22 protein-coding genes are annotated in these 20,995 nt (G+C 62.2%); 18 read left to right on the forward strand and 4 right to left on the reverse strand.

All coding sequences use genetic code 11. The features are described 5' to 3' along the window. Positions 1–285: 285 nt before the first annotated feature. From ilvD to NEZ08_RS08400, 3 genes are read left to right on the forward strand one after another with little or no spacing between them, the layout of a single operon-like run. Complete coding sequence (gene ilvD, locus NEZ08_RS08390; RefSeq protein ID WP_298106143.1) at positions 286–2,010, forward strand: dihydroxy-acid dehydratase; 1,725 nt, start codon at positions 286–288, stop codon at positions 2,008–2,010. Next, positions 1,997–2,800 (forward strand): tetratricopeptide repeat protein, encoded by an 804-nt coding sequence (locus NEZ08_RS08395; protein WP_298106144.1) that lies wholly within the window; start codon positions 1,997–1,999, stop codon positions 2,798–2,800. The genes ilvD and NEZ08_RS08395 overlap by 14 nt, the downstream gene beginning before the upstream one ends. 41 nt (positions 2,801–2,841) lie before the next feature. Next, a complete protein-coding gene (locus NEZ08_RS08400) occupies positions 2,842–3,321 on the forward strand; it encodes a GNAT family N-acetyltransferase (protein WP_298106145.1) in 480 nt (159 codons plus the stop codon). 16 nt (positions 3,322–3,337) lie between these two features. Here NEZ08_RS08400 and xth read toward each other — a convergent pair whose 3' ends face one another. Continuing rightward, entirely contained in the window at positions 3,338–4,129 is a 792-nt protein-coding gene (gene xth, locus NEZ08_RS08405) for an exodeoxyribonuclease III (protein WP_298106146.1), read from the reverse strand. 22 nt (positions 4,130–4,151) lie between these two features. Beyond that, positions 4,152–4,481, reverse strand: a complete 330-nt coding sequence (erpA, locus tag NEZ08_RS08410) for an iron-sulfur cluster insertion protein ErpA (RefSeq protein WP_298106147.1) — start codon at positions 4,479–4,481, stop codon at positions 4,152–4,154. Positions 4,482–4,587: 106 nt separating this feature from the next. Between erpA and NEZ08_RS08415 the strand changes: the two genes are divergently transcribed. The 12 genes from NEZ08_RS08415 (at position 4,588) to surE (ending at position 16,791) form a co-directional block, all read left to right on the forward strand. Then, positions 4,588–5,799, forward strand: a complete 1,212-nt coding sequence (locus tag NEZ08_RS08415) for a deoxyguanosinetriphosphate triphosphohydrolase (protein ID WP_298106148.1) — start codon at positions 4,588–4,590, stop codon at positions 5,797–5,799. Positions 5,800–5,807: 8 nt separating this feature from the next. Beyond that, positions 5,808–7,589 (forward strand): arginine--tRNA ligase, encoded by a 1,782-nt coding sequence (argS, locus tag NEZ08_RS08420; RefSeq protein ID WP_298106149.1) that lies wholly within the window; start codon positions 5,808–5,810, stop codon positions 7,587–7,589. Positions 7,590–7,852: 263 nt separating this feature from the next. Continuing rightward, positions 7,853–9,184, forward strand: a complete 1,332-nt coding sequence (locus NEZ08_RS08425) for an SPOR domain-containing protein (protein WP_367278392.1) — start codon at positions 7,853–7,855, stop codon at positions 9,182–9,184. Positions 9,185–9,395: 211 nt separating this feature from the next. Then, entirely contained in the window at positions 9,396–10,415 is a 1,020-nt protein-coding gene (gene nagZ, locus NEZ08_RS08430; RefSeq protein WP_298106151.1) for a beta-N-acetylhexosaminidase, read from the forward strand. Positions 10,416–10,422: 7 nt separating this feature from the next. Continuing rightward, the gene (locus NEZ08_RS08435; protein WP_298106152.1) at positions 10,423–11,253 is read left to right on the forward strand and encodes a ScpA family protein; all 831 of its coding nucleotides are present in this window, start codon (positions 10,423–10,425) and stop codon (positions 11,251–11,253) included. A gap of 25 nt (positions 11,254–11,278) precedes the next feature. Further along, complete coding sequence (scpB, locus tag NEZ08_RS08440; RefSeq protein WP_298106153.1) at positions 11,279–12,001, forward strand: SMC-Scp complex subunit ScpB; 723 nt, start codon at positions 11,279–11,281, stop codon at positions 11,999–12,001. 182 nt (positions 12,002–12,183) lie between these two features. Then, positions 12,184–12,417 (forward strand): twin-arginine translocase TatA/TatE family subunit, encoded by a 234-nt coding sequence (locus tag NEZ08_RS08445; protein WP_298106154.1) that lies wholly within the window; start codon positions 12,184–12,186, stop codon positions 12,415–12,417. A gap of 124 nt (positions 12,418–12,541) precedes the next feature. Continuing rightward, on the forward strand, positions 12,542–13,033 hold the full coding sequence (tatB, locus tag NEZ08_RS08450; protein ID WP_298106155.1) for a Sec-independent protein translocase protein TatB: 492 nt from the start codon (positions 12,542–12,544) through the stop codon (positions 13,031–13,033). Further along, positions 13,030–13,848 (forward strand): twin-arginine translocase subunit TatC, encoded by an 819-nt coding sequence (tatC, locus tag NEZ08_RS08455; protein WP_298106156.1) that lies wholly within the window; start codon positions 13,030–13,032, stop codon positions 13,846–13,848. The genes tatB and tatC overlap by 4 nt, the downstream gene beginning before the upstream one ends. Positions 13,849–14,023: 175 nt before the next feature. Then, the gene (gene serS, locus NEZ08_RS08460) at positions 14,024–15,376 is read left to right on the forward strand and encodes a serine--tRNA ligase (protein WP_298106157.1); all 1,353 of its coding nucleotides are present in this window, start codon (positions 14,024–14,026) and stop codon (positions 15,374–15,376) included. A 116-nt stretch (positions 15,377–15,492) separates the two neighbouring features. Beyond that, entirely contained in the window at positions 15,493–15,876 is a 384-nt protein-coding gene (locus NEZ08_RS08465; protein WP_298106158.1) for a hypothetical protein, read from the forward strand. A 147-nt stretch (positions 15,877–16,023) separates the two neighbouring features. Beyond that, the gene (gene surE / locus NEZ08_RS08470) at positions 16,024–16,791 is read left to right on the forward strand and encodes a 5'/3'-nucleotidase SurE (protein ID WP_298106176.1); all 768 of its coding nucleotides are present in this window, start codon (positions 16,024–16,026) and stop codon (positions 16,789–16,791) included. A 21-nt stretch (positions 16,792–16,812) separates the two neighbouring features. On the opposite strand, the gene NEZ08_RS08475 is transcribed toward surE, so the two are convergent. Then, entirely contained in the window at positions 16,813–17,190 is a 378-nt protein-coding gene (locus NEZ08_RS08475) for a response regulator (protein WP_298106159.1), read from the reverse strand. Between the two features lie 179 nt (positions 17,191–17,369). Here NEZ08_RS08475 and NEZ08_RS08480 point away from each other — a divergent pair, with 179 nt between their 5' ends. After that, positions 17,370–18,020, forward strand: a complete 651-nt coding sequence (locus NEZ08_RS08480; RefSeq protein WP_298106177.1) for a protein-L-isoaspartate(D-aspartate) O-methyltransferase — start codon at positions 17,370–17,372, stop codon at positions 18,018–18,020. 108 nt (positions 18,021–18,128) lie between these two features. Further along, complete coding sequence (locus tag NEZ08_RS08485) at positions 18,129–19,445, forward strand: LysM peptidoglycan-binding domain-containing M23 family metallopeptidase (RefSeq protein ID WP_298106160.1); 1,317 nt, start codon at positions 18,129–18,131, stop codon at positions 19,443–19,445. On the opposite strand, the gene NEZ08_RS08490 is transcribed toward NEZ08_RS08485, so the two are convergent. After that, the gene (locus NEZ08_RS08490) at positions 19,432–20,403 is read right to left on the reverse strand and encodes an ATP-binding protein (RefSeq protein ID WP_298106161.1); all 972 of its coding nucleotides are present in this window, start codon (positions 20,401–20,403) and stop codon (positions 19,432–19,434) included. The genes NEZ08_RS08485 and NEZ08_RS08490 overlap by 14 nt on opposite strands. Before the next feature lie 195 nt (positions 20,404–20,598). Here NEZ08_RS08490 and yajC point away from each other — a divergent pair, with 195 nt between their 5' ends. Further along, a complete protein-coding gene (yajC, locus tag NEZ08_RS08495) occupies positions 20,599–20,964 on the forward strand; it encodes a preprotein translocase subunit YajC (RefSeq protein ID WP_298106162.1) in 366 nt (121 codons plus the stop codon). Positions 20,965–20,995: the final 31 nt, after the last annotated feature.

A 20,995-nucleotide genomic window follows, 5' to 3' on the forward strand; every position in this document is an offset into this window, starting at 1 on the left:
GGGCAAAGCCCTTATTGAAACTGCGGGCCGATGCGTGTGCCGCAGCCAAAGCCAACTTTCCGATAATACCTTTGAGGGTGGCTTTGCGGCAACGATCGTGTCCTGACGGCAACAGTTTCCTAGGATTTGAAGTCAGACACGGTCCCAGCCCCGTTGCGCCGCTTTTTGGCCACACCCCTCCGCGAGATCATCATAGAAGGAATTTAAGGCTGCGGCGCTGACGGGCGAAAGGGGAAATATCGGTCGTCCCCAACGTTAGAGATGGCCGAGGAAACAGGGTTCGCGATGGACGCGAAGACCAACATCAAGAAGAGGCTGCCAAGCCGCCACGTGACGGAGGGCCCGGAGCGGGCGCCGCACCGCTCCTACCTCTATGCCATGGGACTGACGACCGAGCAGATCCACCAGCCCTTCGTTGGAGTGGCTTCCTGCTGGAATGAGGCCGCGCCCTGCAACATCGCGCTGATGCGCCAGGCCCAGGCCGTCAAGAAGGGCGTCGCTTCCGCCGGCGGAACGCCTCGCGAGTTCTGCACCATTACCGTCACCGACGGTATCGCGATGGGCCATGACGGCATGCGCTCGTCGTTGCCCTCGCGTGAATGCATTGCCGATTCCGTTGAATTGACGGTCCGCGGTCACGCCTATGACGCGCTCGTCGGTCTCGCCGGCTGTGATAAGTCGCTGCCCGGCATGATGATGGCAATGGTTCGGTTGAACGTGCCCTCGATCTTCATCTATGGCGGTTCGATCCTGCCGGGCAATTTCCGTGGTCAGCAAGTCACCGTCCAGGACATGTTCGAGGCGGTCGGCAAGCACTCGGTGGGTGCGATGTCCGATGCCGATCTCGACGAAATCGAGCGGGTCGCTTGTCCCTCGGCCGGAGCGTGCGGCGCACAATTCACGGCCAACACCATGGCCACCGTGTCGGAAGCCATCGGCCTGGCCTTGCCCTATTCCGCTGGCGCTCCCGCGCCGTATGAAATTCGCGATTCCTTCTGCATGGCGGCGGGCGAAAAGGTCATGGAGCTGATCGCCAAGAACATTCGGCCGCGCGAAATCGTGACCCGCAAGGCGCTGGAAAATGCCGCCGCCGTGGTTGCAGCCTCCGGCGGCTCGACCAATGCGGCGCTGCATCTGCCGGCGATCGCGAACGAGTGCGGCATCAAGTTCGACCTGTTCGACGTCGCGGAGATTTTTAAGAGAACGCCGTATGTCGCGGATTTGAAGCCGGGCGGCCGTTATGTGGCCAAAGACATGTTCGAAGCTGGCGGCATACCACTTCTCATGAAGACATTGCTCGACCATGGCTACCTGCACGGCGACTGCCTGACGGTCACTGGCCGAACCATGGCCGAGAACCTCCAGAGCGTGAAGTGGAACCCGCACCAGGACGTGGTTCGGCCTGCCGACAAACCGATCACCGCAACGGGTGGCGTGGTCGGCCTCAAGGGCAACCTCGCGCCGGAGGGAGCGATCGTGAAGGTCGCGGGCATGTCCAACCAGAAATTTGCGGGCCCGGCCCGCTGCTTCGACTGTGAAGAGGATGCCTTCGAGGCGGTCAAGAACAGGGCCTACAAGGAGGGCGACGTACTCGTTATTCGCTATGAGGGGCCGCGTGGTGGCCCCGGGATGCGGGAGATGCTGTCGACCACGGCTGCGCTGACCGGGCAGGGGACGGGCGGCAAGATCGCCCTTATCACCGACGGCCGTTTTTCGGGCGCTACACGTGGCTTCTGCATCGGCCATGTCGGACCCGAAGCCGCCGTTGGCGGTCCGATCGCCCTGTTGCGGGACGGCGACTTCATCGAGATAGACGCAGTCGCTGGGACTCTTAACGTAAAATTGACCGATGCGGAGCTCGCTCAGCGCAAGACCGAATGGAGTCCTCGCGCGACTAACCATACGTCAGGTGCTTTGTGGAAGTACGCCCAGCAGGTCGGACCGGCAGTGACGGGGGCTGTCACCCATCCCGGCGCGGCGCATGAGAAGTCGTGTTATGCGGACATTTAAGCGCATCGCTCTTGCTCTGATTTTAGGGGGAGCCCCGGTGGCCACTCCCGGGGTCGCCTTCGACGGCTCTCCGGTGAATCGGGATTCGACCATTGCCGTGGTTGCGACCCCCTCTGGCGCGGCTGCAACCCTGAAGAAGGGCGGCGCCTCCGGTATCGACAGCCCGGCGTCGGCCTATGCTAACGAGACAGTTACGCAGTGGAAGCTGGGCCGCATGTACGCCGACGGCAACGGCGTGGCGCAGGATGACCTGAGGGCCTTCGAATATTTCAGCGGGATCGCTAACAAGCATGCCGAAGACAGTCCGTCGGCGCCGCAGGCCGCGATCGTCGCCAACGCGTTCGTGGCGCTTGGGCGGTATTATCTGAGTGGTATCCCGAATTCGAAAATCAAGCCCGACACGGAGCGCGCGCGGGAGATGTTTTCATACGCCGCTTCTTATTTCGGTAACGCCGACGCGCAATACGACCTTGCCCAACTCTACCTGAAGAGCGCCGGCACTTCCCGTGATGACTTCCGTTACGGCACACGCTGGCTGTTCCTGGCTGCGCAAAAGGGCCAGCATCAGGCCCAGGCGCTGCTCGGCCAGATGCTGTTCAATGGCGATCAGTTGCCCCGGCAGGCAGCGCGCGGACTGATGTGGCTGATGCTTGCGCGCGATAGCGCCGCCCCGGACGAGACCTGGATCAGGGACAGCTACAACAAGGCGGTTGCCAAGGCCTCCGACGATGACCGCGCCATGGCGCTGCAAATGGTCGAGCGCTGGGTAAAGACCGGCGGCCGGGACTAGACGGGGATCGCGACGTTTCCCGACCGCAAGGGGAAAACGCGATGATCATCCGACAAGCGACGCCGGGGGATGCGACCGAGGCTTGCGAATTGCTCCGCGCTTCCATCTCCGAGCTTTGCTTCGCCGACCACAGACGAAATCCCCACATTTTGGATCGCTGGCTGCTTAGCAAGACGCCCGAGAATGTTGCGGCATGGGCCGACAATATCGGGCGCTCGCTATTGGTTGCCGTGGAAGACGATGTGGTCCTGGCAGTCGGCGGCGTTACCGACCGCGGTGAGATTACGCTCAACTACGTATCGCCAAAGGCGCGGTTTGGTGGTGTCAGTTCAGCGCTCCTGAAAGCATTGGAGGAGAGGGCGATGGCGCGCGGCGCAGTCCGCGCCACGCTGCTCAGCACCGAGACGGCGCACCGCTTCTATTTGTCGCGCGGTTACCAGGACACGGGACCGCCGCAAGGAAAATTCGGAATGGCGGCGTCTTATCCGATGGCCAAAACGCTCGCGACACCCGAGAGCTGAGGTGACGGGAGTGTCCTTATGCGGCCGCCAGATCAAGATCGATCCACACCGGCACGTGATCGGAGGGCTTTTCCCAGGCGCGGACATGGCTGTCGATGCCGACGTCGACCAGGCGGTCGCTCGCCTGCGGTGACAGCAGGAGATGATCGATGCGCAGCCCCAGGTTCTTCTGCCAGGCGCCGGCCTGATAATCCCAGAAGGTATATTGGCCAGGAGCGTCGGTAACGGCCCGTAGCGCGTCCGTCAGCCCGAGGCCGAGCAGGGATTGAAAGCTCTCGCGGGTCTGGATGCGAAACAGCGCATCCTCTACCCAGCCGGCCGGATTGGAGACGTCTTCCGGCCGCGGGATCACGTTGAAGTCGCCTGCGAGGACAAGCGGCTCTTCTGCTTTAAGGCGCTGTCTTGAATATTCAAGAAGCCGTGACATCCATCTGAGTTTATAGGGGTATTTGTCGGTATTCGGCGGATTTCCGTTGGGCAGGTAAAGACAGGCGATCCGGATCACCCCCTGCTTGAGCGTCACCACGCCTTCGAGAAACCGCGCATGCGCGTCGTCATCGTCGCCGGCAAGCCCGGACTTGGTTTCATCGAACGGAAGCTTCGATAGGAGCGCGACCCCGTTGAACGTCTTCTGACCGTGCGTGACGACGTTGTAGCCGAGGCTTTCGATTTCAAGCCGCGGAAATGCCTCGTCGGTGCACTTGATTTCCTGAAGGCAAACAATGTCGGGCGAGCATTCCTTCAGCCAGCTCATCAGATTCTCGATTCGCTGCCGGACCGAGTTGACGTTCCAGGTTGCGATCCGCATCGGCTGATGGCTCTCTTCGAGGTTAGATCGAGAAACTTGTGCCGCAACCGCAGGAGGCGGTTGCGTTGGGATTGTTGACGCGGAACGAAGCGCCGATCAGATCATCGACGAAGTCGACCTCGGAGCCCGCCAGAAATGGTGCCGAGGCGGGATCGACCAGCACGACTGCACCGTCGCGGGCAATCACGAGGTCATCGTCGGCCTGCGCACGCTCGACGTCGAATTTGTATTGAAAGCCGGAACAGCCGCCGCCCTCGACGCTGATCCGCAGCATGGCGCCGTCGCCTTCCTTCTTGAGAATCTCGCCAATGCGGCGAGCGGCCCGCTCGCTGATGGTGACGGCTGTGGTCATAACTTGCTCCGATATGCGCGTATTTATCTCGTAAAACGCTTATCATAGTTAAGTGCGCCGGGAAGTGGAATCAAACCCGCGCGCCCGTCTGGAGATAGGATATCCCGTGTCGGTTGGAATGGCTGCCCCTCGCTCGGTCTATGCCTGCGATCCCGACCGCAGCCGGGGTCGCCAGTTCACGGAGCCGCCAAGCCGGACCCGCAGTCCTTTTCGGCGCGACTGCGACCGTGTGATCCATTCGACCGCCTTCCGGCGTCTGAAGTATAAAACCCAGGTCTTTGTGTTCCACGAAGGCGATCATTACCGCACCCGCCTGACGCACAGCCTCGAAGTGGCCCAGATCGCGCGCGCGCTTGCGCGTCAACTTGGGCTCGACGAAGACCTGACGGAAACGCTGGCGCTCGCCCACGATCTCGGCCATCCGCCATTCGGTCATGCCGGCGAGCGGGCGCTCGATGCGTGCCTGCGCGCACACGGCGGCTTCGACCACAACGCCCAGACCTTGCGCGTGGTCACCGCGCTCGAGCACCGCTACCCCGAATTCGACGGGCTCAATCTGACCTGGGAATCGCTGGAGGGGATCGTCAAGCATAACGGCCCCCTGACGACGCGCGATGGCACGCCGATCGGCAGCTATCGCGAGCGCGGCCTTCCCGTCGGGATTTCGCAATTTGTCGCGGCCTACGATCTCGAATTGTGGAGCTTCGCCTCGCTCGAGGCCCAGATCGCGGCGATCGCCGACGATATTGCCTATGACGCGCATGACATCGACGATGGTTTGCGTGCTGGCCTGTTTCAGATCGACGATCTCAAGGAAATCCCGCTGATGGCCTCCATCATTGCGGAAATCGATACCCAATATCCCGCCCTCGACGAGGGCCGCCGTGGCGCTGAACTCGTGCGCGAGTTGATTTCGCACCTGATCGGCGCGGTGGTTTTGGAAGCTGATCGCCGCATCAAGGTGATGCGGCCCGCTTCGGTCGATGACGTTCGCAACCAGAGCGAGGCGCTGATCGCGTTTCCGATCGATACGGCGCAGACGGAAGCCGCTATCAAGGCCTTCCTGAAAATCAGGATGTACCGGCACGAAAGGGTGATGCGGGTGATGCGGGACGCCGAACAGCTCGTATTCGATCTCTTTGCGCGCTACGAGGCCGATCCGTCCGCGCTACCCGCCGAATGGCTGCCGCGCGAAAGCCAGGCCGAAACAGCGGTGGAGCGTGCGCGGCGGATCGGCAATTTCATCGCCGGGATGACCGACCGTTTTGCGTTGACCGAACATCAGCGGCTTTTTGACTTGACCCCGGATTTGCGTTAGGCGGCGGCATGGCCGAGACACTTCAGACACAGCATCTTTTCGCCCAGGTACTGTCGCGCGTGCATGCCGTCTGCGCCGCGGAACTCGGCGCTGGCGCCGATCTGTCGCGCGTGGTGGTCGAGCCGCCAAAAGACCCGGCGCATGGAGACATGGCGACCAACGCCGCCATGGTGCTTGCCAAGGAAGCGAAGGCCAAGCCGCGCGACCTCGCCGAAAGGATCGCCGCACGATTACGCGCCGAGGAGATGGTCTCGTCAGTCGATGTCGCTGGCCCCGGCTTCATCAACCTCACCTTGAAGGTTGCGGTCTGGACGGACGCGCTGCGCGCCATCGTGCGCGCGGGCGGCGCCTACGGCAAGAGCGCGATCGGAGCGGGCGAGAAGGTCAATGTCGAATACGTTTCGGCAAACCCGACCGGGCCGATGCATGTCGGGCACTGCCGGGGCGCCGTGTTCGGCGATGCGCTCGCCAGCCTGCTTGAACTCGCTGGCTTTGCGGTGACCCGCGAATATTACATCAACGATGCCGGCGCCCAGGTCGACGTGCTCGCGCGTTCGGCGTTCCTGCGCTACCGCGAGGCGCTCGGCGAAGACATTGGCGAAATCCCGGAGGGGCTCTATCCTGGCGACTACCTGAAGCCAGTTGGGCAGGCGCTCGCCGCCCAACACGGCAAGACGCTTCTCGCCATGGCTGAGGCCGAGTGGCTGCCGCTGGTGCGGGCCAAAGCCATCGACATGATGATGGAGGCGATCAAGGGCGATCTTGCCGCGCTCAACATCGCCCATGACGTATTTTTCTCGGAACGCTCGCTGATCGCAAGCGGCAACGACCGGGTCGCGGCGACGATCGATTTCCTGCGCGCCAAGGGCGATGTGTACGAAGGCCGGCTGCCGCCGCCGAAGGGTGCGCCGGTCGATGACTACGAAGACCGTGAACAGACGCTGTTTCGCGCAACCACCTATGGCGACGATGTCGATCGGCCGCTGCTCAAGTCCGACGGCAGCTATACTTATTTCGCCTCCGATATCGCTTATCACAAGGACAAGTTCGACCGCGGATTTCACAATCTCGTCGACGTCTGGGGCGCTGATCACGGCGGCTACATCAAGCGGGTCGAAGCGGCAATCAAGGCTGTGACGGGCAACAAAGCGGCGCTCGACGTCAAGATCGTCCAGCTTGTCCGGCTGCTGCGCAACGGCGAGCCGGTGAAGATGTCCAAGCGCGCGGGCGATTTCGTCACCCTGCGCGAGGTTGTCGACGAGGTCGGCAAGGATGCCGTCCGCTTCATGATGCTCTACCGCAAGAACGATGCGGTGCTTGATTTCGATCTGGCCAAGGTGATCGAGCAGTCGCGCGACAACCCGGTGTTTTATGTGCAGTACGGCCATGCCCGTGGGCATTCGATCTTCCGCACAGCGCGGGAGGAAGTCTTGCATGACCTCCCGGAGGAGGAGGGGGCCCGGCTTGCGTATCTGGCGGCCGCTCCAGTCGAGCGGCTGGTGGATCCCGCGGAACTAAGCCTGCTCAGGAAGCTGGCCATCTATCCCCGCACGGTGGAGGCGGCGGCGGCCGCGCATGAGCCGCACCGAATCGCTTTTTACCTGTATGATCTCGCGAGCGAATTCCACGCCTTATGGACCAAGGGGCGCGATTTGCCCTATTTACGCTTTATTATCAATAATGATGCCGAGATGACCACGGCCCGGCTGGCAATGGTGCAGGGCGTTGTCACGGTGTTGGCGTCCGGCCTCGGGGTTCTGGGGGTTGGTGCGCCAAACGAGATGCGCTGATTGACGTGCCGCCACCCGGGGCGATCAATTTGGGTGGTATCCGGCAGAAGCCGGTTCGTTTCTGAAAGCGGGTTGGCGACTTTTCCCCGAGGGGACGCATCACGACAATGGCTGATCGATATCAGAAGAGAGCTTTTCCGGCCGGTGACGGCTTCGATCGCGATAGGGCATCGCGTGCGTCTGGCAGTGCGGAAAGCGATCCGCTGGCCGAGCTTGCGCGCTTGATAGGCCAGACCGATCCGTTTGGTACTGGCACCAAGCCCATGAGCCGGGCCAACTTGCCGTTGCATCCGCCGGTGCGCCCGGTCGATACGGAGCCGTCCCAAGACGGCTACGAGGACAGTTATCAAGACAGCTATTACGAGGACTCCGAACCCGACGAGCCGCCGCCTCCTGCGCCGCCATCCTGGATGCAGCGCGCTGCGGCAAGGCAGGAGTTTCCCGCGGTTCCTCCGCAAGTGGATGACTATCCAAGTGGCGTACATCCGCTGTACCGTTACGCCGCACCGCATCCGCCGGCCGCACCGGATTACGACGACGAGCAGGTGTTCGCCGAGAGCGGTCACGAGCCGGATATGTCGCGCTACGATGAAGCGCTCTATGGCAGCTTCGATGCCGGCTCACAGCACGACCAAGGCTACAGCGACGACGATTACGGCTATGACGAAGACCAGCATTTCGATGCGCAGCCGGAGCCAAAACGCCGTGGTGGTATGATCACTGTCGCGGCCGTGCTGGCCTTGGCTGTTTTCGGTGTTGGCGGTGCGTTCGCGTATCGCACGTATACCGGCAGGGCTCACAATGGCGAGCCGCCGATTATCCGAGCCGATACGGGACCGACCAAGATCATTCCGGCATCCGCTGACGCGCCGAAGGTGCCGGACCGCATGACTGTCAGCGACGGCACCGAGAAGATTGTCTCGCGCGAGGAAAGCCCGATCGATCCCAGCAGTGTGAGACCGACCGGACCACGCGTGGTATTTCCGCCGCTCACGCAAAACGGCACTGCGCCGCTGCCGGGCTCAATTGTGCCGGGTGCGCAGCCCCCGACCACCAGTGCCAACGGGACCTTCACGAATAACGAGCCGCACCAGGTCAGGACAGTCACAGTTCGTCAGGATCCGGCGACGTCCGGCACGCCGGAAGGTGCCGCGCCCCCTGCACCGGCTCCGGTAAAGCCCGCAGCGCGCGCGGCAGCGGTGCCAGCCCCGCGGCCATCGGCCAACGCGAATGGGCCATTGTCACTGGCACCGCGGTCAGAGGCTCCGGCCGCGCAGGAGCCGGTGCGGATGGCTGCGACCAATCCGACGCAGATCGCGCCGAGCGCTCCCAATCCGGCAGCTGCGAGCGGCGGGTACCTTGTGCAGGTGTCGTCGCAAGCGAGCGAAGCCGAAGCTCAGGCCTCCTACAGAATGCTCCAGAGCAAGTATCCGGCCGTGCTCGGCTCGCATGCTCCGGTCATCAAGCGCGCCGAAATCGGCGAGAAGGTCGTGTATCGGGCCATGGTCGGGCCATTCGGCTCGTCTGCCGAGGCATCCCAGTTCTGCGGCAGTTTGAAATCTGCCGGAGGCCAGTGCCTGATCCACAGGAATTAGTGTGACGACTGACTTTCCTTCGGCGAGTTCTTCAATGGAGCGTCAGAGCCAAAGCCACATTAGAATCAAATAATTGCTGCTGTCCCTTCGGGTCTGACGTTGGTAACAGTGCCCGCTGCGATAAGATGCGAACGTCACAACCGGGCTAGTAGCAACGATCGTCCCCAACCTGCTGTTGACCCATGGGGTCGGCGGGGGCTAATCGGCCGCGATGAATTATCGCGCCTTCATCACCGGTGTTGCCGGACTAGAACTCAAAGACGACGAGCGCGCGTTCATCCAGGCGTCGCCGCCTTGGGGTTTCATTCTGTTCAAGCGGAACATTGAAACCCCAGAACAAGTTGCCCGGCTGGTTGCGGCGCTAAAGGAATGCGTCGGCCGCGGCGATGCCCCAGTGCTCATCGATCAGGAGGGGGGCAGGGTGCAGCGGCTAGGACCGCCACATTGGCCGGTCTATCCGCCGGGGGCCCGGTTCGGCGCGCTTTACGATATGGATCCTGCGATCGGACTGAGGACGGCGAGGCTCTGTGCACGGCTGATTGCCGCGGATCTGGCTGAGCTTGGCATTAATGTCGACTGTCTGCCCTTGGCGGACGTGCCAGTGGCCGGCGCGGACGCCGTCATCGGTGATCGCGCCTACGGAACAGAGCCGGCAAAGGTGGCTGCGATTGCGCGCGCTGTTTCCGAGGGGCTCGCTGAGGGTGGTATTTTACCGGTATTGAAGCACATTCCCGGTCACGGCCGGGCCACGGCGGACAGCCATTTCGGGCTTCCCACCGTGGATACCCCTCAAAATGAGCTCGAAAAAACTGATTTTGCGGCCTTCCGGCCCCTCGCGGACCTGCCGATGGCAATGACCGCGCATGTTGTGTTTAGCGCGCTCGACCCGGTCCATCCGGCAACGACTTCTGCGACAATCATCAGCCGAGTGATTCGTGGCGGGATCGGGTTCCAAGGTTTGTTGATGAGTGATGACGTGTCGATGAATGCACTCTCCGGATCGATCGCGGAGAGAACCAAAGCCATTTTTGCTGCCGGCTGCGACATCGTCCTCCATTGCAATGGCAATCTCGATGAAATGCGCGAGGTCGCCGCCGAGACGCCGGAATTGGCGGGGATTGCATTTCGGCGCGCCGAGCAGGCACTGGCCTCGCGCGGCAAGGTGCAGCCGCTGGACAGGGGCGCGGCCCGGGCCGAGCTTGCGGCTCTGGTGAACAGAGCAGGGACTTGACGAGCGCATGACCGCGGAAATTCTCTCGTTTGAAACCGGTCGTCCGGCCGAACTCGCCGACGGCGAGCCGGCGCTGGTTGTCGATGTCGAAGGCTATGAGGGCCCGCTTGACCTGTTGCTGGCGCTGGCGCGCCAGCAGAAAGTGGATCTCGCCAAGATTTCAATCCTGGCGCTGGCGGACCAGTATTTGCAATTCATTGAGGCGGCGCGAAAGATCCGGCTCGAACTTGCGGCCGATTATCTCGTGATGGCGGCGTGGCTCGCCTTTCTCAAATCGCGGCTTCTGTTGCCGGAGCCGCCGACCGCCGAGGGCCCGAGCGCAGAGGAAATGGCGACCGCGCTTGCCAACCGGCTGCGCCGCCTGGAAGCCATTCGCGAGGCTTCGAACCGGTTGATGAATCGGCCGCAGTTGCAGCGTGATATCTTCCCGCGTGGCTTTCCGGAAACGATCGCGGAAGTCCGCCACCCGAAGTATACCGCGACCTTGTACGACCTCCTCGCGGCTTACGCTGTGCAGCGTCAGCAGAACGTGCTGGCATCGGTGCACCTTGCCAAGCGCACGGTGTGGTCGCTTGCCGAGGCGAGGGCGTCGCTGGAGCGCATGGTCGGCCTCGCTGAAGATTGGAGCCGTCTCGACGAATATCTGCTTCATTATGTGGTCGACCCGTCGCAGAAGGCGACCGTGTTTGCGTCGAGCTTTGCCGCAGCGTTGGAGCTTGTCCGGGAAGGCCAGGTCGAACTGCATCAGCAGGAGCCGTTCGCTCCGCTGTTTTTCAGAAAGCGTCCGCCGCAACAACCGGCGCCTGACGCAATGTCCCCACCCGATAATGCGGGCTGAGTGAGTGGAAGAAGGAGATTGTGCCATGGCAAGCCTGGCGGAAAAGCGCATCGCCGACGCCGACGAGCAGGCCGACAACAATCCGCAAATGCGGCCTGAAGAACTACGCCTCCTGGAGGCGCTGTTGTTTGCCTCTACCGAGCCGCTCGATCAGGCGACGCTGGCGAAGCGGATGCCCGACGGCGTTGACATCAAGGCAGCGCTTGCACAATTGCAGGCGGACTACGCCCCGCGGGGCGTCAATCTCGTTCGCATAGCCAACAAATGGACGTTCCGCACCGCCGGCGATTTGTCATGGCTGATGACGCGAGAGAGCACCGAAACGCGTCGACTGTCGCGCGCGGCAATCGAGATGCTCGCCATCATCGCCTATCATCAGCCGGTCACGCGCGCAGAGATCGAAGAGATTCGGGGCGTGGTGACGTCGAAGGGAACGCTGGATGTGTTGCTTGAGACCGGCTGGATCAGGCCGCGCGGCCGCCGCAAAACCCCCGGGCGGCCTTTGACCTTCGGAACCACAGAAGCCTTTTTGTCGCAGTTCAGTCTTGAAGCGCTGAGTGATTTGCCGGGCCTTGAGGAACTGAAAGGAACGGGGCTGCTGGATACGCGACTGCCCTCGGGCTTCACCGTTCCGACGCCCTCCGATGATCCGGCCCTGCGCGAGGATGAAGATCCGCTCGAAGCAGGCGATCTGGAACTGGCTTTGGCCCCGCCGGTCGAACCGGAAACCGGCTCGGAAAGCGAATAAGAGAGATTTCCGAGCCATCGGATCGCCAAGCTACATTCGTCACGGCCACCATTAACGGTCAGCCGGCGTAACACTAATTTACGCGGCTTAAGTCCTTGTTTTTGGCGCCCCTTGAGCCTACGTTCCGCTCAATGGTAGGCGGGCGCCGCGGGCGTCCCAAGCGCGTTTTGGAGGGTTGCAGGATGGGTTCGTTGAGCATTTGGCACTGGATCGTGGTGATCGCAGTCGTCCTGCTGCTGTTTGGTCGCGGCAAGATTTCCGACCTGATGGGTGACGTCGCCCAAGGCATCAAGGCCTTCAAGAAGGGCATGCAGGACGACGACAATACCGCTGAAAAGTCCGAGCCTGTTAAGTCGATCGACCACAGCGGCGCGTCGCAGGCGGCGCGCACTGACGTCGGCAGCAAGGCCGTTTGATCTGGCGGGTGTCTCGCAAGCCAGCGCCCATGATCGTGATCATGCAGGCGGCAAGGTCTGCTGAATAACGTCGCGAACGGCCCAGTCTGTGAAGGATAATGGCCTCGCGTGAGCGGAAGCTTTCATGTTCAACATCGGCTGGAGTGAGTATCTCGTCATCGCGGTGATCGCACTCGTTGCGATCGGACCCAAGGAATTGCCGGGTGTCCTGCGGATGGTCGGCCAATGGGTCAACAAGGCGCGCAAGATGGCCGCCGAATTCCAGGGTCAATTCCAGGAAGCGATGCGCGAGGCCGAAATGGCCGACCTCAAAAAAAGCTTTGATGAGGTCAAGGAAGCCGCAACCGGCTTTGCAAGCGGCGACATCATGACCTCGCTCCAGAAGGACGTAACCGCGGCTCTTGGCAGCGATGAAAAGCCCGCCACAACGGTCGAGGCGATTTCATCGTCGGAAGACACGACGCGCCCTGCCGCCGAGGCCGCGTCGGAGCCGTTGGCGATCGCACCGGTCAGCGAACCGGCGACAACGACAAGCGAGCCGGCTTCGGCAATACCGGACACTCACGCCGTCGTGGCCGAAACTGCTGAACCTGCGCGGGATTCCAAAGCGTCATGAGCGACGAGGACATCGACGCCAGCAAAGCGCCGCTGATGGATCACCTGATCGAGCTGCGCTCGCGCCTGATCAAGGCGCTGCTCGGCTTCGGCCTTGCGTTCATCCTCTGCTTTTTCTTTGCCAAGACGATCTACAACTGGCTGGTATGGCCGTTCGTCTGGGTCGCCGGGCCGGAAAACTCGAAATTCATCTACACTGCGCTTCTGGAATATTTCATCACGCAGTTGAAGCTCGCGCTGTTCGGCGCAGGCTTCATTTCCTTTCCGATCGTGGCGGGGCAAATTTACGCTTTCGTGGCGCCGGGCCTCTACAAGCATGAACGCAAGGCCTTCCTGCCCTATCTGATCGCGACTCCGGTCTTCTTCGTGCTCGGTGCGCTTCTGGTCTATTTCGTCGTGCTGCCGATGCTGGTGCGCTTCTCGCTCGGCATGCAGCAACTGGGAGGCCCGGACAGCGCGCAGATCGAGCTTCTGCCCAAGGTCGGCGAATTCCTCTCGCTGACGATGTCGCTGATCTTTGCCTTCGGCATCGCCTTCCAGCTTCCCGTGATCCTGACGCTGCTGGGGCGGATCGGGCTGATCACATCCCAGCAACTGCGCGACAAGCGGCGCTATTTCATCGTCGTCGCTTTCGTGATCGCTGCCGTGCTGACGCCGCCCGACGTCCTCAGTCAGTCCTCGCTCGCCATTCCCCTGCTCCTGCTTTACGAAGGCTCGATCTGGGCGGTGCGGATCGTGGAAAAGAATGCTGCCGCCAGGCAGGCCTCGACCGGAGCAACGCCGCCGGCACCGACCACGCCGACACCGGCGGAGTAGGGCGGGTTCGGCCGGGATTGTTGCTAATTTGGTCGCGATTCTCGCCGTTATTATACGCGAAGGCGGGCGCTCCGGGGTATTCCGTAAAGCTAGACTGTTCCAAACCCAGCCCGTTCGGGTTACTGGATGCCGGCCTTCGCGGGCATGACTGCCTCAAAATTTGGACGTTGACGCCATGCATGACATCAAATGGATCCGTGAGAATGCTGACGCATTCGATGCCGGTTTGAAGCGGCGCGGATTCGCGCCACTTTCGGATTCGTTGCTGGCGATCGACGAGAAGCGCCGAGCGGCCATTCTGAAGTCCGAGCAGGCGCAGGCGCGGCGCAATGCGGCATCGAAGGAAATCGGCGAAGCCAAGAAGGCCAGGGATGATGCGCGCGCGGCGAGCCTGATGGCGGAGGTTGCCGAACTCAAAGCCGCGCTGCCTGAACTTGAACTGGCGGCGAAAAGCGCGGACGAAGAGTTGGCGAGGGAGCTGGCCGCAATACCGAACTTGCCGCTCGACGAGGTCCCGGACGGCGTCGATGAACATGGTAATGTGCAGCACCATGTCTTTGGCGCGCCGCGCAGCTACGCGTTCGCGCCAAAGCCCCATGACGATCTCGGCAACGCGCTTGGCTTCATGGATTTCGAGGGGGCGGCAAAGTTGTCGGGTGCCCGCTTCGTTGTATTGAAGAAAGGGTTGGCACGGCTGGAGCGCGCGATTGGGCAGTTCATGCTCGATCTGCATACGGCCGAACACGGCTATACCGAGATCAATCCGCCTTTGCTCGTGCGTGACGAGGTGATGTTCGGCACCGGCCAGTTGCCGAAATTTGAAGAAGATCAGTTTTGGGCGATCAAGGGCGAACTATTGAGCGCGTCGGACAGCGATCCGTCGGGGCACTTGGAGAACTTGCGAAGTGGGCGGCTGGGTTTGATTCCCACAGCCGAAGTTTCCCTCACCAACCTCGTCCGCGAGTCCATTGTCGACGAGAAGGAATTGCCGATGCGTCTGACCGCGCTGACGCCGTGTTTCCGCGCCGAAGCAGGCGCCGCCGGACGCGACACCCGCGGCATGATCCGGCAGCACCAGTTCACCAAGGTCGAACTGGTCTCGATCACGACGCCGGAAGCCAGCAAGGACGAGCACGAACGCATGCTGGCTTGCGCGGAGGAGGTGCTGCGCAGGCTCGACCTGCATTACCGGGTCATGACGCTTTGTGCCGGTGACATGGGCTTTTCTGCGCAAAAGACCTACGACATCGAAGTGTGGATGCCCGGGCAGGGCGAGGGCGGCGCGTTCCGCGAAATCTCCTCTTGCTCCGTCTGCGGCGATTTCCAGGCGCGGCGGATGGATGCGCGCTATCGGAGCGGCGACGGCAAGCCCCGCTTCGTGCACACCTTGAACGGGTCGGGCACGGCGGTCGGTCGCGCCTTGATCGCGGTCATGGAGACCTATCAGCAAGACGACGGGTCGATCGCCGTGCCCGATGTGCTCCAGCCTTATATGGGCGGTGCCAAGGCCGTCGTCGCTGATCGTTAGACGAGCGCTCTTGGTTCCGACTGAATGGCCGATCGGCAGTTGCGCAGCCAAGCCGTCGGAGTATCCTGTTTTGCGATTTTGGCCCAAATGCATTTTCGGAAAAAAGCATCGAGCCGATGGCTCTGCACCGCGACATCTACTGGGTGGGCAAGCAGTGGGCGGTGACCGGTCACGGCATCCAGGCCTGCAATCAGAAGCAGAGGGGACAATTCGACATCTCGGTCTCCCGGTTGTGGGTGGATGGCGTTCAGGACGCCGTTCGCAATCTGGAGTGGGTCAACCGGGAAGATTTCGACAAGGCGATCGCTGCCGCCCGGAAATACTATCCCGAGCCGCCGCAAAAGGAGCCGCCGCCTCCGCCGCCCGTTTCACCGCAGATCCACTTGGCGCCTGCGCCTGAACCTCAGCGATCAGCGCTTGTTGCCCCCAAGTTCGTCATGCGGTTCGAGGGAGCGGCGGCGAAACTGCGGCCGGTCTGGCGCGTCCGCATGCGACCCTAGCAGACATCTAAGTAGCCAAACCTGACGGCCGCATACAAATTTGTAATCAAAACAAGGAGTTTGCCTCGGGACCCGTAGCCGGATAAGACGGCCGTGAACCGCCACACCAGCCTTGCCCAGAAATCGACCGGAAAGGCCGCTCGAGCGATGCGAATATTGTGCACCAATGACGACGGCATTCACGCGCCCGGCCTGAAGGTGGTCGAAGAGATTGCGCGGAAGCTGTCCGATGACGTTTGGGTGGTCGCGCCGGAACTCGATCAGTCCGGCGTCTCGCATTCGCTGTCGCTCAACGATCCCCTTCGTCTGCGCGAGGTCGGTTCCCGCCATTTTGCGGTCCGGGGAACGCCGACCGACTGCGTCATCATGGGCGCGCGCCATATCCTGGGTCAAAAACTGCCGGATCTCGTGCTCTCGGGCGTCAACAAGGGACGCAACGTTGCCGAGGACGTCGTCTATTCCGGTACCATTGCCGGCGCGCTGGAAGGCACGATCCTGGGCCTGCCGTCATTTGCGCTGTCGCAGGAATTTACGCTGGAGACGCGCGAAAGGCCGCTGTGGGATACCGCCCTGCAATTCGGCCCGGCGATCCTTCAGAAGGTGATCGATGCCGGGGTGCCGAAGGACACGGTGATCAACGTGAATTTTCCGGCCTGCGCGCCTGACGAGGTGGCCGGTGTCCGCGTGACGAGGCAAGGCAAACGCAATCTGGGCTTCCTCAAGATCGACCAGCGGCGTGATGGTCGCGGGAACCCCTATTTCTGGATCGGCTTTGAGCGGCTGTCCAAAGTCGACGTGCCGGCCGAGGGGACGGACCTATGGGCGCTTGCATCGCGCTACGTGTCGGTGACGCCGTTGCGGCTTGACCGCACCGACGAGGCATTTTCCGCGAACCTCGCATCGACCTTGAAGTAAAGGTCAGGCGCCGTTTGCGGGTCAGGCCGCCGTGCGGTTAAGCGCCTGCTCGATCACGCGGGCCAGCGTCTCGATCTGGAAAGGCTTTTGCAGCGCCGGCCGATCGCGATATTCCGCCGGAAGTCCCGACGATCCGTAGCCGGTTGCGAAAATAAAGGGGAGATTGCGCGCAGCAATGAGTTCGGCCACCGGCGAAATCACCTTGCCGTTGACGTTCACATCGAGGATGGCAAGGTCGAATTCAGCCGATTGCGCAAGCTTCATCGCTTCGCCGATATCGCCGGCCTCGCCGACAACCCTGTAGCCGAGCTCTTCGAGCATGTCGGCTACCATCATCCTGATCATGACCTCGTCCTCGACGAGGAATACCGATCCGCCTGACGTCCGCGCCGCGCCCATCGATGAAGTCCCTGACCATTCTTCCGTCGAAAGATCGCAAATATCCGCCTTCGGCGCAATCTTGACCTGTCGGATCGAAAAGTTCGGATGCGGGAACACGGATCGGAAGTGGTATGCTGTTGGAATCGGAGCCATCGCATATCGGCTTTGGCCGCCGGCAGGCCAGCCCACAAACCAAGATGCCAGATCTGCAAAACCCGCCCCAGAAGATGATGTTTCAGCTGAATCTGCGGCGGCGCGGCATCAGCGATCAGGCGGTGCTCCGCACCATGGAGGACGTGCCGCGCGAGCGGTTCGTCGATCCTGCCGATCGTCTCGACGCTTATCGTGACATGGCGCTCGGTATCGCTTGCGGCCAGACGATCAGCCAGCCCTTCGTCGTGGCCTACATGACGGAACAGCTTCAGCTAAAGAAGTCCGATCGGGTGCTCGAGATCGGCACCGGTTCCGGTTATCAAGCTGCCGTCCTGTCGAAGCTCTGCGGCCAGGTCCTCACGATCGAGCGTTATCGGACATTGGCCGACCGCGCCCGGGCGCGGCTGGAAGAACTCGGCTATCACAATGTCGAGGTGATGATGGGGGATGGCTTCGACATTCCCGAAAGCGTTGGCAGTTTCGACCGCATCATCGCGACCGCGGCGATGGAGAAAATTCCCGACGCGCTTGCCGACCGGCTCGAACCCGACGGCATCCTGATTGCCCCGGTCGGCCCCCTCAATGGTGTCCAGTCCCTCGTCCGCCTGGTCAGGACGGATGGCGGATTTGAGAGCAAGCAGCTTGTCGATGTGCGCTTCGTGCCGGCCTTGCCCGGAATCGCACGGGAGCTGTAAAGCTCCGGATCGGCTGTCCCGCCAACGTCTTATTCGTAGGCTTAAGCGGTTATTTACTCGGCACGTGTTAACTCAAATCAGTATTTTGTTGCGTACGAGTGAGTAACCATGTCCCGTGCCGTCGAGTTGCTTTGCTCGCGTCGCGTGCCGCAGATCGCGGTGCTGGCGCTGATGTCGATCGGTTTTGCTGGTTGCAGCGCCGACATGCAGAGCCGCCTTTCTGAAAATCCGTTTGCCGGCAACGAATCGACGGCGGCCGTGCCACCGGCCCCCGTGCCGCGCCGCGAGCTTGCGCAATATGCGCGGCCGCAGTCGCAGGTCCAGTCGCAGAGCCTGCCGCCGCCGATTTCGGCGCCACAGTCATATCCGTCGGCGAGCGTGGGCGTTTCCGGTGGCGGCCGGGGCATGGCTTCTTACACGCCGCCGAGCCATCCGATCGAAGCAACCGGCAGCGTGCCGCACTCGGTTGCGGCAACGCATCCGGCTCACGGCACCACGATCATTGTCGGCACCAGCGACACGCTGGAAGTTCTGGCGCGGCGCTATCATGTGACGCCGGCCGCGATCCTTCAGGCCAATGGCTACAGGGGCCCACGGATGCTGTCTCCGGGGCAGCAGCTGATCATCCCCCACCCGGGGTCCGTCGCCGCTGCTCCCGCGGTCTCCGCTCCCGCCTACAGGCCGGTGGCCACCACCGCCGCGGCTTCATCCGTCCATGTCGTCAATCGTGGCGAGACGTTGATGGCCATTGCGCGGCACAACCACATTTCCGCGACCGAACTGGCAAGGGCCAACGGTCTCGAGCCGGGCGCAAAGCTCCGGATTGGAATGAAGCTCACTGTGCCTGCGAAGACAGCTGCGGCTGCAAGCCCGCTGGCGCAGCCAGCGGTCGCCCAAGCGGTTCCGGCGCCAGTGCCGGCTACGCCCAGGGTTGCCGCGGTCGCGCCCGATCCGCAGCAAAAAGCGAGACTGGCGCAAACCACCGGCATCGAGGAGGCCGCGCCCGCTGCGACTCCGGCGAAAGCAGCCGAGGCGACGGGCGCCCTGCCGACCTTCCGCTGGCCGGTCCGCGGCAAAGTAATCACGAGCTACGGCGCCAAGACCAATGGCAAGGCCAATGACGGTATCAACGTGGCCGTGCCGGAAGGCACTCCGGTGAAGGCCGCCGAGGACGGTGTGGTCGCTTACGCCGGCAATGAGTTGAAGGGCTACGGCAACCTGGTGCTGATCCGCCACGCCAATGGCTATGTGACGGCCTATGCCCATGCCAGCGAGCTTCTGGTCAAGCGGGGCGACACCATCAAGCGTGGTCAGGTCATCGCCAAGTCGGGGCAGTCGGGTGAGGTCGCCTCACCGCAACTTCACTTCGAAATTCGCAAGGGCTCGACCCCGGTCGATCCGCTGCAATTCCTCAACGGAGCTTGATCCGCACGCCCAACCGGCCGGCCAATTCCTGGGTGAATTGCCAGGCCACGCGGCCTGAGCGCGAGCCGCGGGTCGTTGACCACTCCAGGGCCTCACGCTCGAGCTCTTCGTCGTCCAACTTGATGCCGAAATGGCCGCAATAGCCCTTCACCATGGCGAGGTATTCGTCCTGGCTGCACCGATGGAAGCCGAGCCACAGGCCGAAACGATCTGAAAGCGAGACTTTCTCTTCAACGGCTTCGCCGGGGTTGATCGCGGTTGAACGCTCGTTCTCGATCATCTCGCGGGCGAGGAGGTGCCGGCGATTGGAGGTCGCATAGAGGATTACATTGTCGGGACGGCCCTCGATACCGCCTTCCAACACCGCCTTCAGCGACTTGTAAGATGCATCGTTGCCGTCGAAGGAAAGATCATCGCAGAACACGACGACGTTGAACGGCGCTTTCCGCAGCAACTCCATCAGGAGCGGAAGGCTCTCGATATCCTCTCGATGGATCTCGATCAGCTTGAGTCGATCTGCCGGCTCCCGGTCGCGATTGATGCTGGCGTGTGAAGCTTTCACCAGGGAGGATTTCCCCATGCCACGCGCGCCCCACAACAGCGCGTTGTTGGCCGGAAAGCCGTTGGCGAAGCGTTCGGTATTCTCGATCAGGATATCCCGCATTCGGTCGATTCCCTTGAGCAGGTCGATGTCGACCCGGCTGACATGCGGAACGGGTGCAAGCCGACCTTCGGGATGCCAGATGAAGGCGTCGGCCTGATGCAAGACCTCGCCGCCCTCCGAGGCGGGCGCGGTCGCTGCCAAGTGGGTCGCGATGGCTTCCAGCGCAACAGCAATTCGTTCCGCCGTATCCTGTCGCGGTGCGGGCCCGGCACCGTTCGTGGACCGTTGCGGCGCGGCGGGCGGCTTGGCTTTCCGAGCGGGTAGGGCGGCTTTTTTTGCGGGCTTTTTCGACATCTTTGGCCTTTCTGACGGCGAACCCTTAACGGCCCTTGCGGGGGCTCGCAAGCGGCCCAAATGAAGGGTCTGTGAGGGCGTGGCGGCGTTGCAATTGGGCCGCTGGCCGCTATAGTCCGCGCCAAATTTGCCCCCGGACGGCTCGGCGCCCGATGTTGTGCGCTCTGCGGTCACCGCTCCACGAGGATTGAACGAATGCTGATTACCCCTGCGTATGCCCAGGCCGCAGCCGGCGGCGATGCCAACAGTATGTTGATGTCGCTGCTGCCGTTCGCCCTGATCTTCGTGATCATGTATTTTCTGATTCTGCGTCCGCAGCAGAAGAAGGTGAAGGACCACGCGGAACTCGTGAAAAACATTCGCCGTGGCGACACCGTGGTGACCTCGGGTGGGCTGGTCGGCAAGGTGACCAAGGTCGTCGACGACGATCAGATCGAGTTCGAAATTTCCGACGGCGTACGCGTCCGTCAGATGCGGCAAATGATCTCGGGCGTTCGCGCCAAGGGCGAACCGGCCAAGGAGAAGGGCGACTTCGGCAAGGACGAGACCGCTGCGGGCTGAAAGCAGTCGCCGCTTTTCTCTGGATTTGACG

The sequence above is a fragment of the Bradyrhizobium sp. genome (assembly GCF_027451485.1).
Taxonomy (GTDB): domain Bacteria; phylum Pseudomonadota; class Alphaproteobacteria; order Rhizobiales; family Xanthobacteraceae; genus Bradyrhizobium.

What these genes read in the sequence shown, in the direction of transcription:
- ilvD (WP_298106143.1), top strand. Translation starts at nt 286, where the DNA reads ATGGACGCGAAGACCAACATCAAGAAGAGGCTGCCAAGCCGCCACGTG.
- NEZ08_RS08395 (WP_298106144.1), top strand. Translation starts at nt 1,997, where the DNA reads ATGCGGACATTTAAGCGCATCGCTCTTGCTCTGATTTTAGGGGGAGCC.
- NEZ08_RS08400 (WP_298106145.1), top strand. Translation starts at nt 2,842, where the DNA reads ATGATCATCCGACAAGCGACGCCGGGGGATGCGACCGAGGCTTGCGAA.
- xth (WP_298106146.1), bottom strand. Translation starts at nt 4,129, where the DNA reads ATGCGGATCGCAACCTGGAACGTCAACTCGGTCCGGCAGCGAATCGAG.
- erpA (WP_298106147.1), bottom strand. Translation starts at nt 4,481, where the DNA reads ATGACCACAGCCGTCACCATCAGCGAGCGGGCCGCTCGCCGCATTGGC.
- argS (WP_298106149.1), top strand. Translation starts at nt 5,808, where the DNA reads ATGGCCGAGACACTTCAGACACAGCATCTTTTCGCCCAGGTACTGTCG.
- NEZ08_RS08425 (WP_367278392.1), top strand. Translation starts at nt 7,853, where the DNA reads ATGAGCCGGGCCAACTTGCCGTTGCATCCGCCGGTGCGCCCGGTCGAT.
- nagZ (WP_298106151.1), top strand. Translation starts at nt 9,396, where the DNA reads ATGAATTATCGCGCCTTCATCACCGGTGTTGCCGGACTAGAACTCAAA.
- NEZ08_RS08435 (WP_298106152.1), top strand. Translation starts at nt 10,423, where the DNA reads ATGACCGCGGAAATTCTCTCGTTTGAAACCGGTCGTCCGGCCGAACTC.
- scpB (WP_298106153.1), top strand. Translation starts at nt 11,279, where the DNA reads ATGGCAAGCCTGGCGGAAAAGCGCATCGCCGACGCCGACGAGCAGGCC.
- NEZ08_RS08445 (WP_298106154.1), top strand. Translation starts at nt 12,184, where the DNA reads ATGGGTTCGTTGAGCATTTGGCACTGGATCGTGGTGATCGCAGTCGTC.
- tatB (WP_298106155.1), top strand. Translation starts at nt 12,542, where the DNA reads ATGTTCAACATCGGCTGGAGTGAGTATCTCGTCATCGCGGTGATCGCA.
- tatC (WP_298106156.1), top strand. Translation starts at nt 13,030, where the DNA reads ATGAGCGACGAGGACATCGACGCCAGCAAAGCGCCGCTGATGGATCAC.
- serS (WP_298106157.1), top strand. Translation starts at nt 14,024, where the DNA reads ATGCATGACATCAAATGGATCCGTGAGAATGCTGACGCATTCGATGCC.
- NEZ08_RS08465 (WP_298106158.1), top strand. Translation starts at nt 15,493, where the DNA reads ATGGCTCTGCACCGCGACATCTACTGGGTGGGCAAGCAGTGGGCGGTG.
- surE (WP_298106176.1), top strand. Translation starts at nt 16,024, where the DNA reads ATGCGAATATTGTGCACCAATGACGACGGCATTCACGCGCCCGGCCTG.
- NEZ08_RS08475 (WP_298106159.1), bottom strand. Translation starts at nt 17,190, where the DNA reads ATGGGCGCGGCGCGGACGTCAGGCGGATCGGTATTCCTCGTCGAGGAC.
- NEZ08_RS08480 (WP_298106177.1), top strand. Translation starts at nt 17,370, where the DNA reads ATGCCAGATCTGCAAAACCCGCCCCAGAAGATGATGTTTCAGCTGAAT.
- NEZ08_RS08485 (WP_298106160.1), top strand. Translation starts at nt 18,129, where the DNA reads ATGTCCCGTGCCGTCGAGTTGCTTTGCTCGCGTCGCGTGCCGCAGATC.
- NEZ08_RS08490 (WP_298106161.1), bottom strand. Translation starts at nt 20,403, where the DNA reads ATGTCGAAAAAGCCCGCAAAAAAAGCCGCCCTACCCGCTCGGAAAGCC.
- yajC (WP_298106162.1), top strand. Translation starts at nt 20,599, where the DNA reads ATGCTGATTACCCCTGCGTATGCCCAGGCCGCAGCCGGCGGCGATGCC.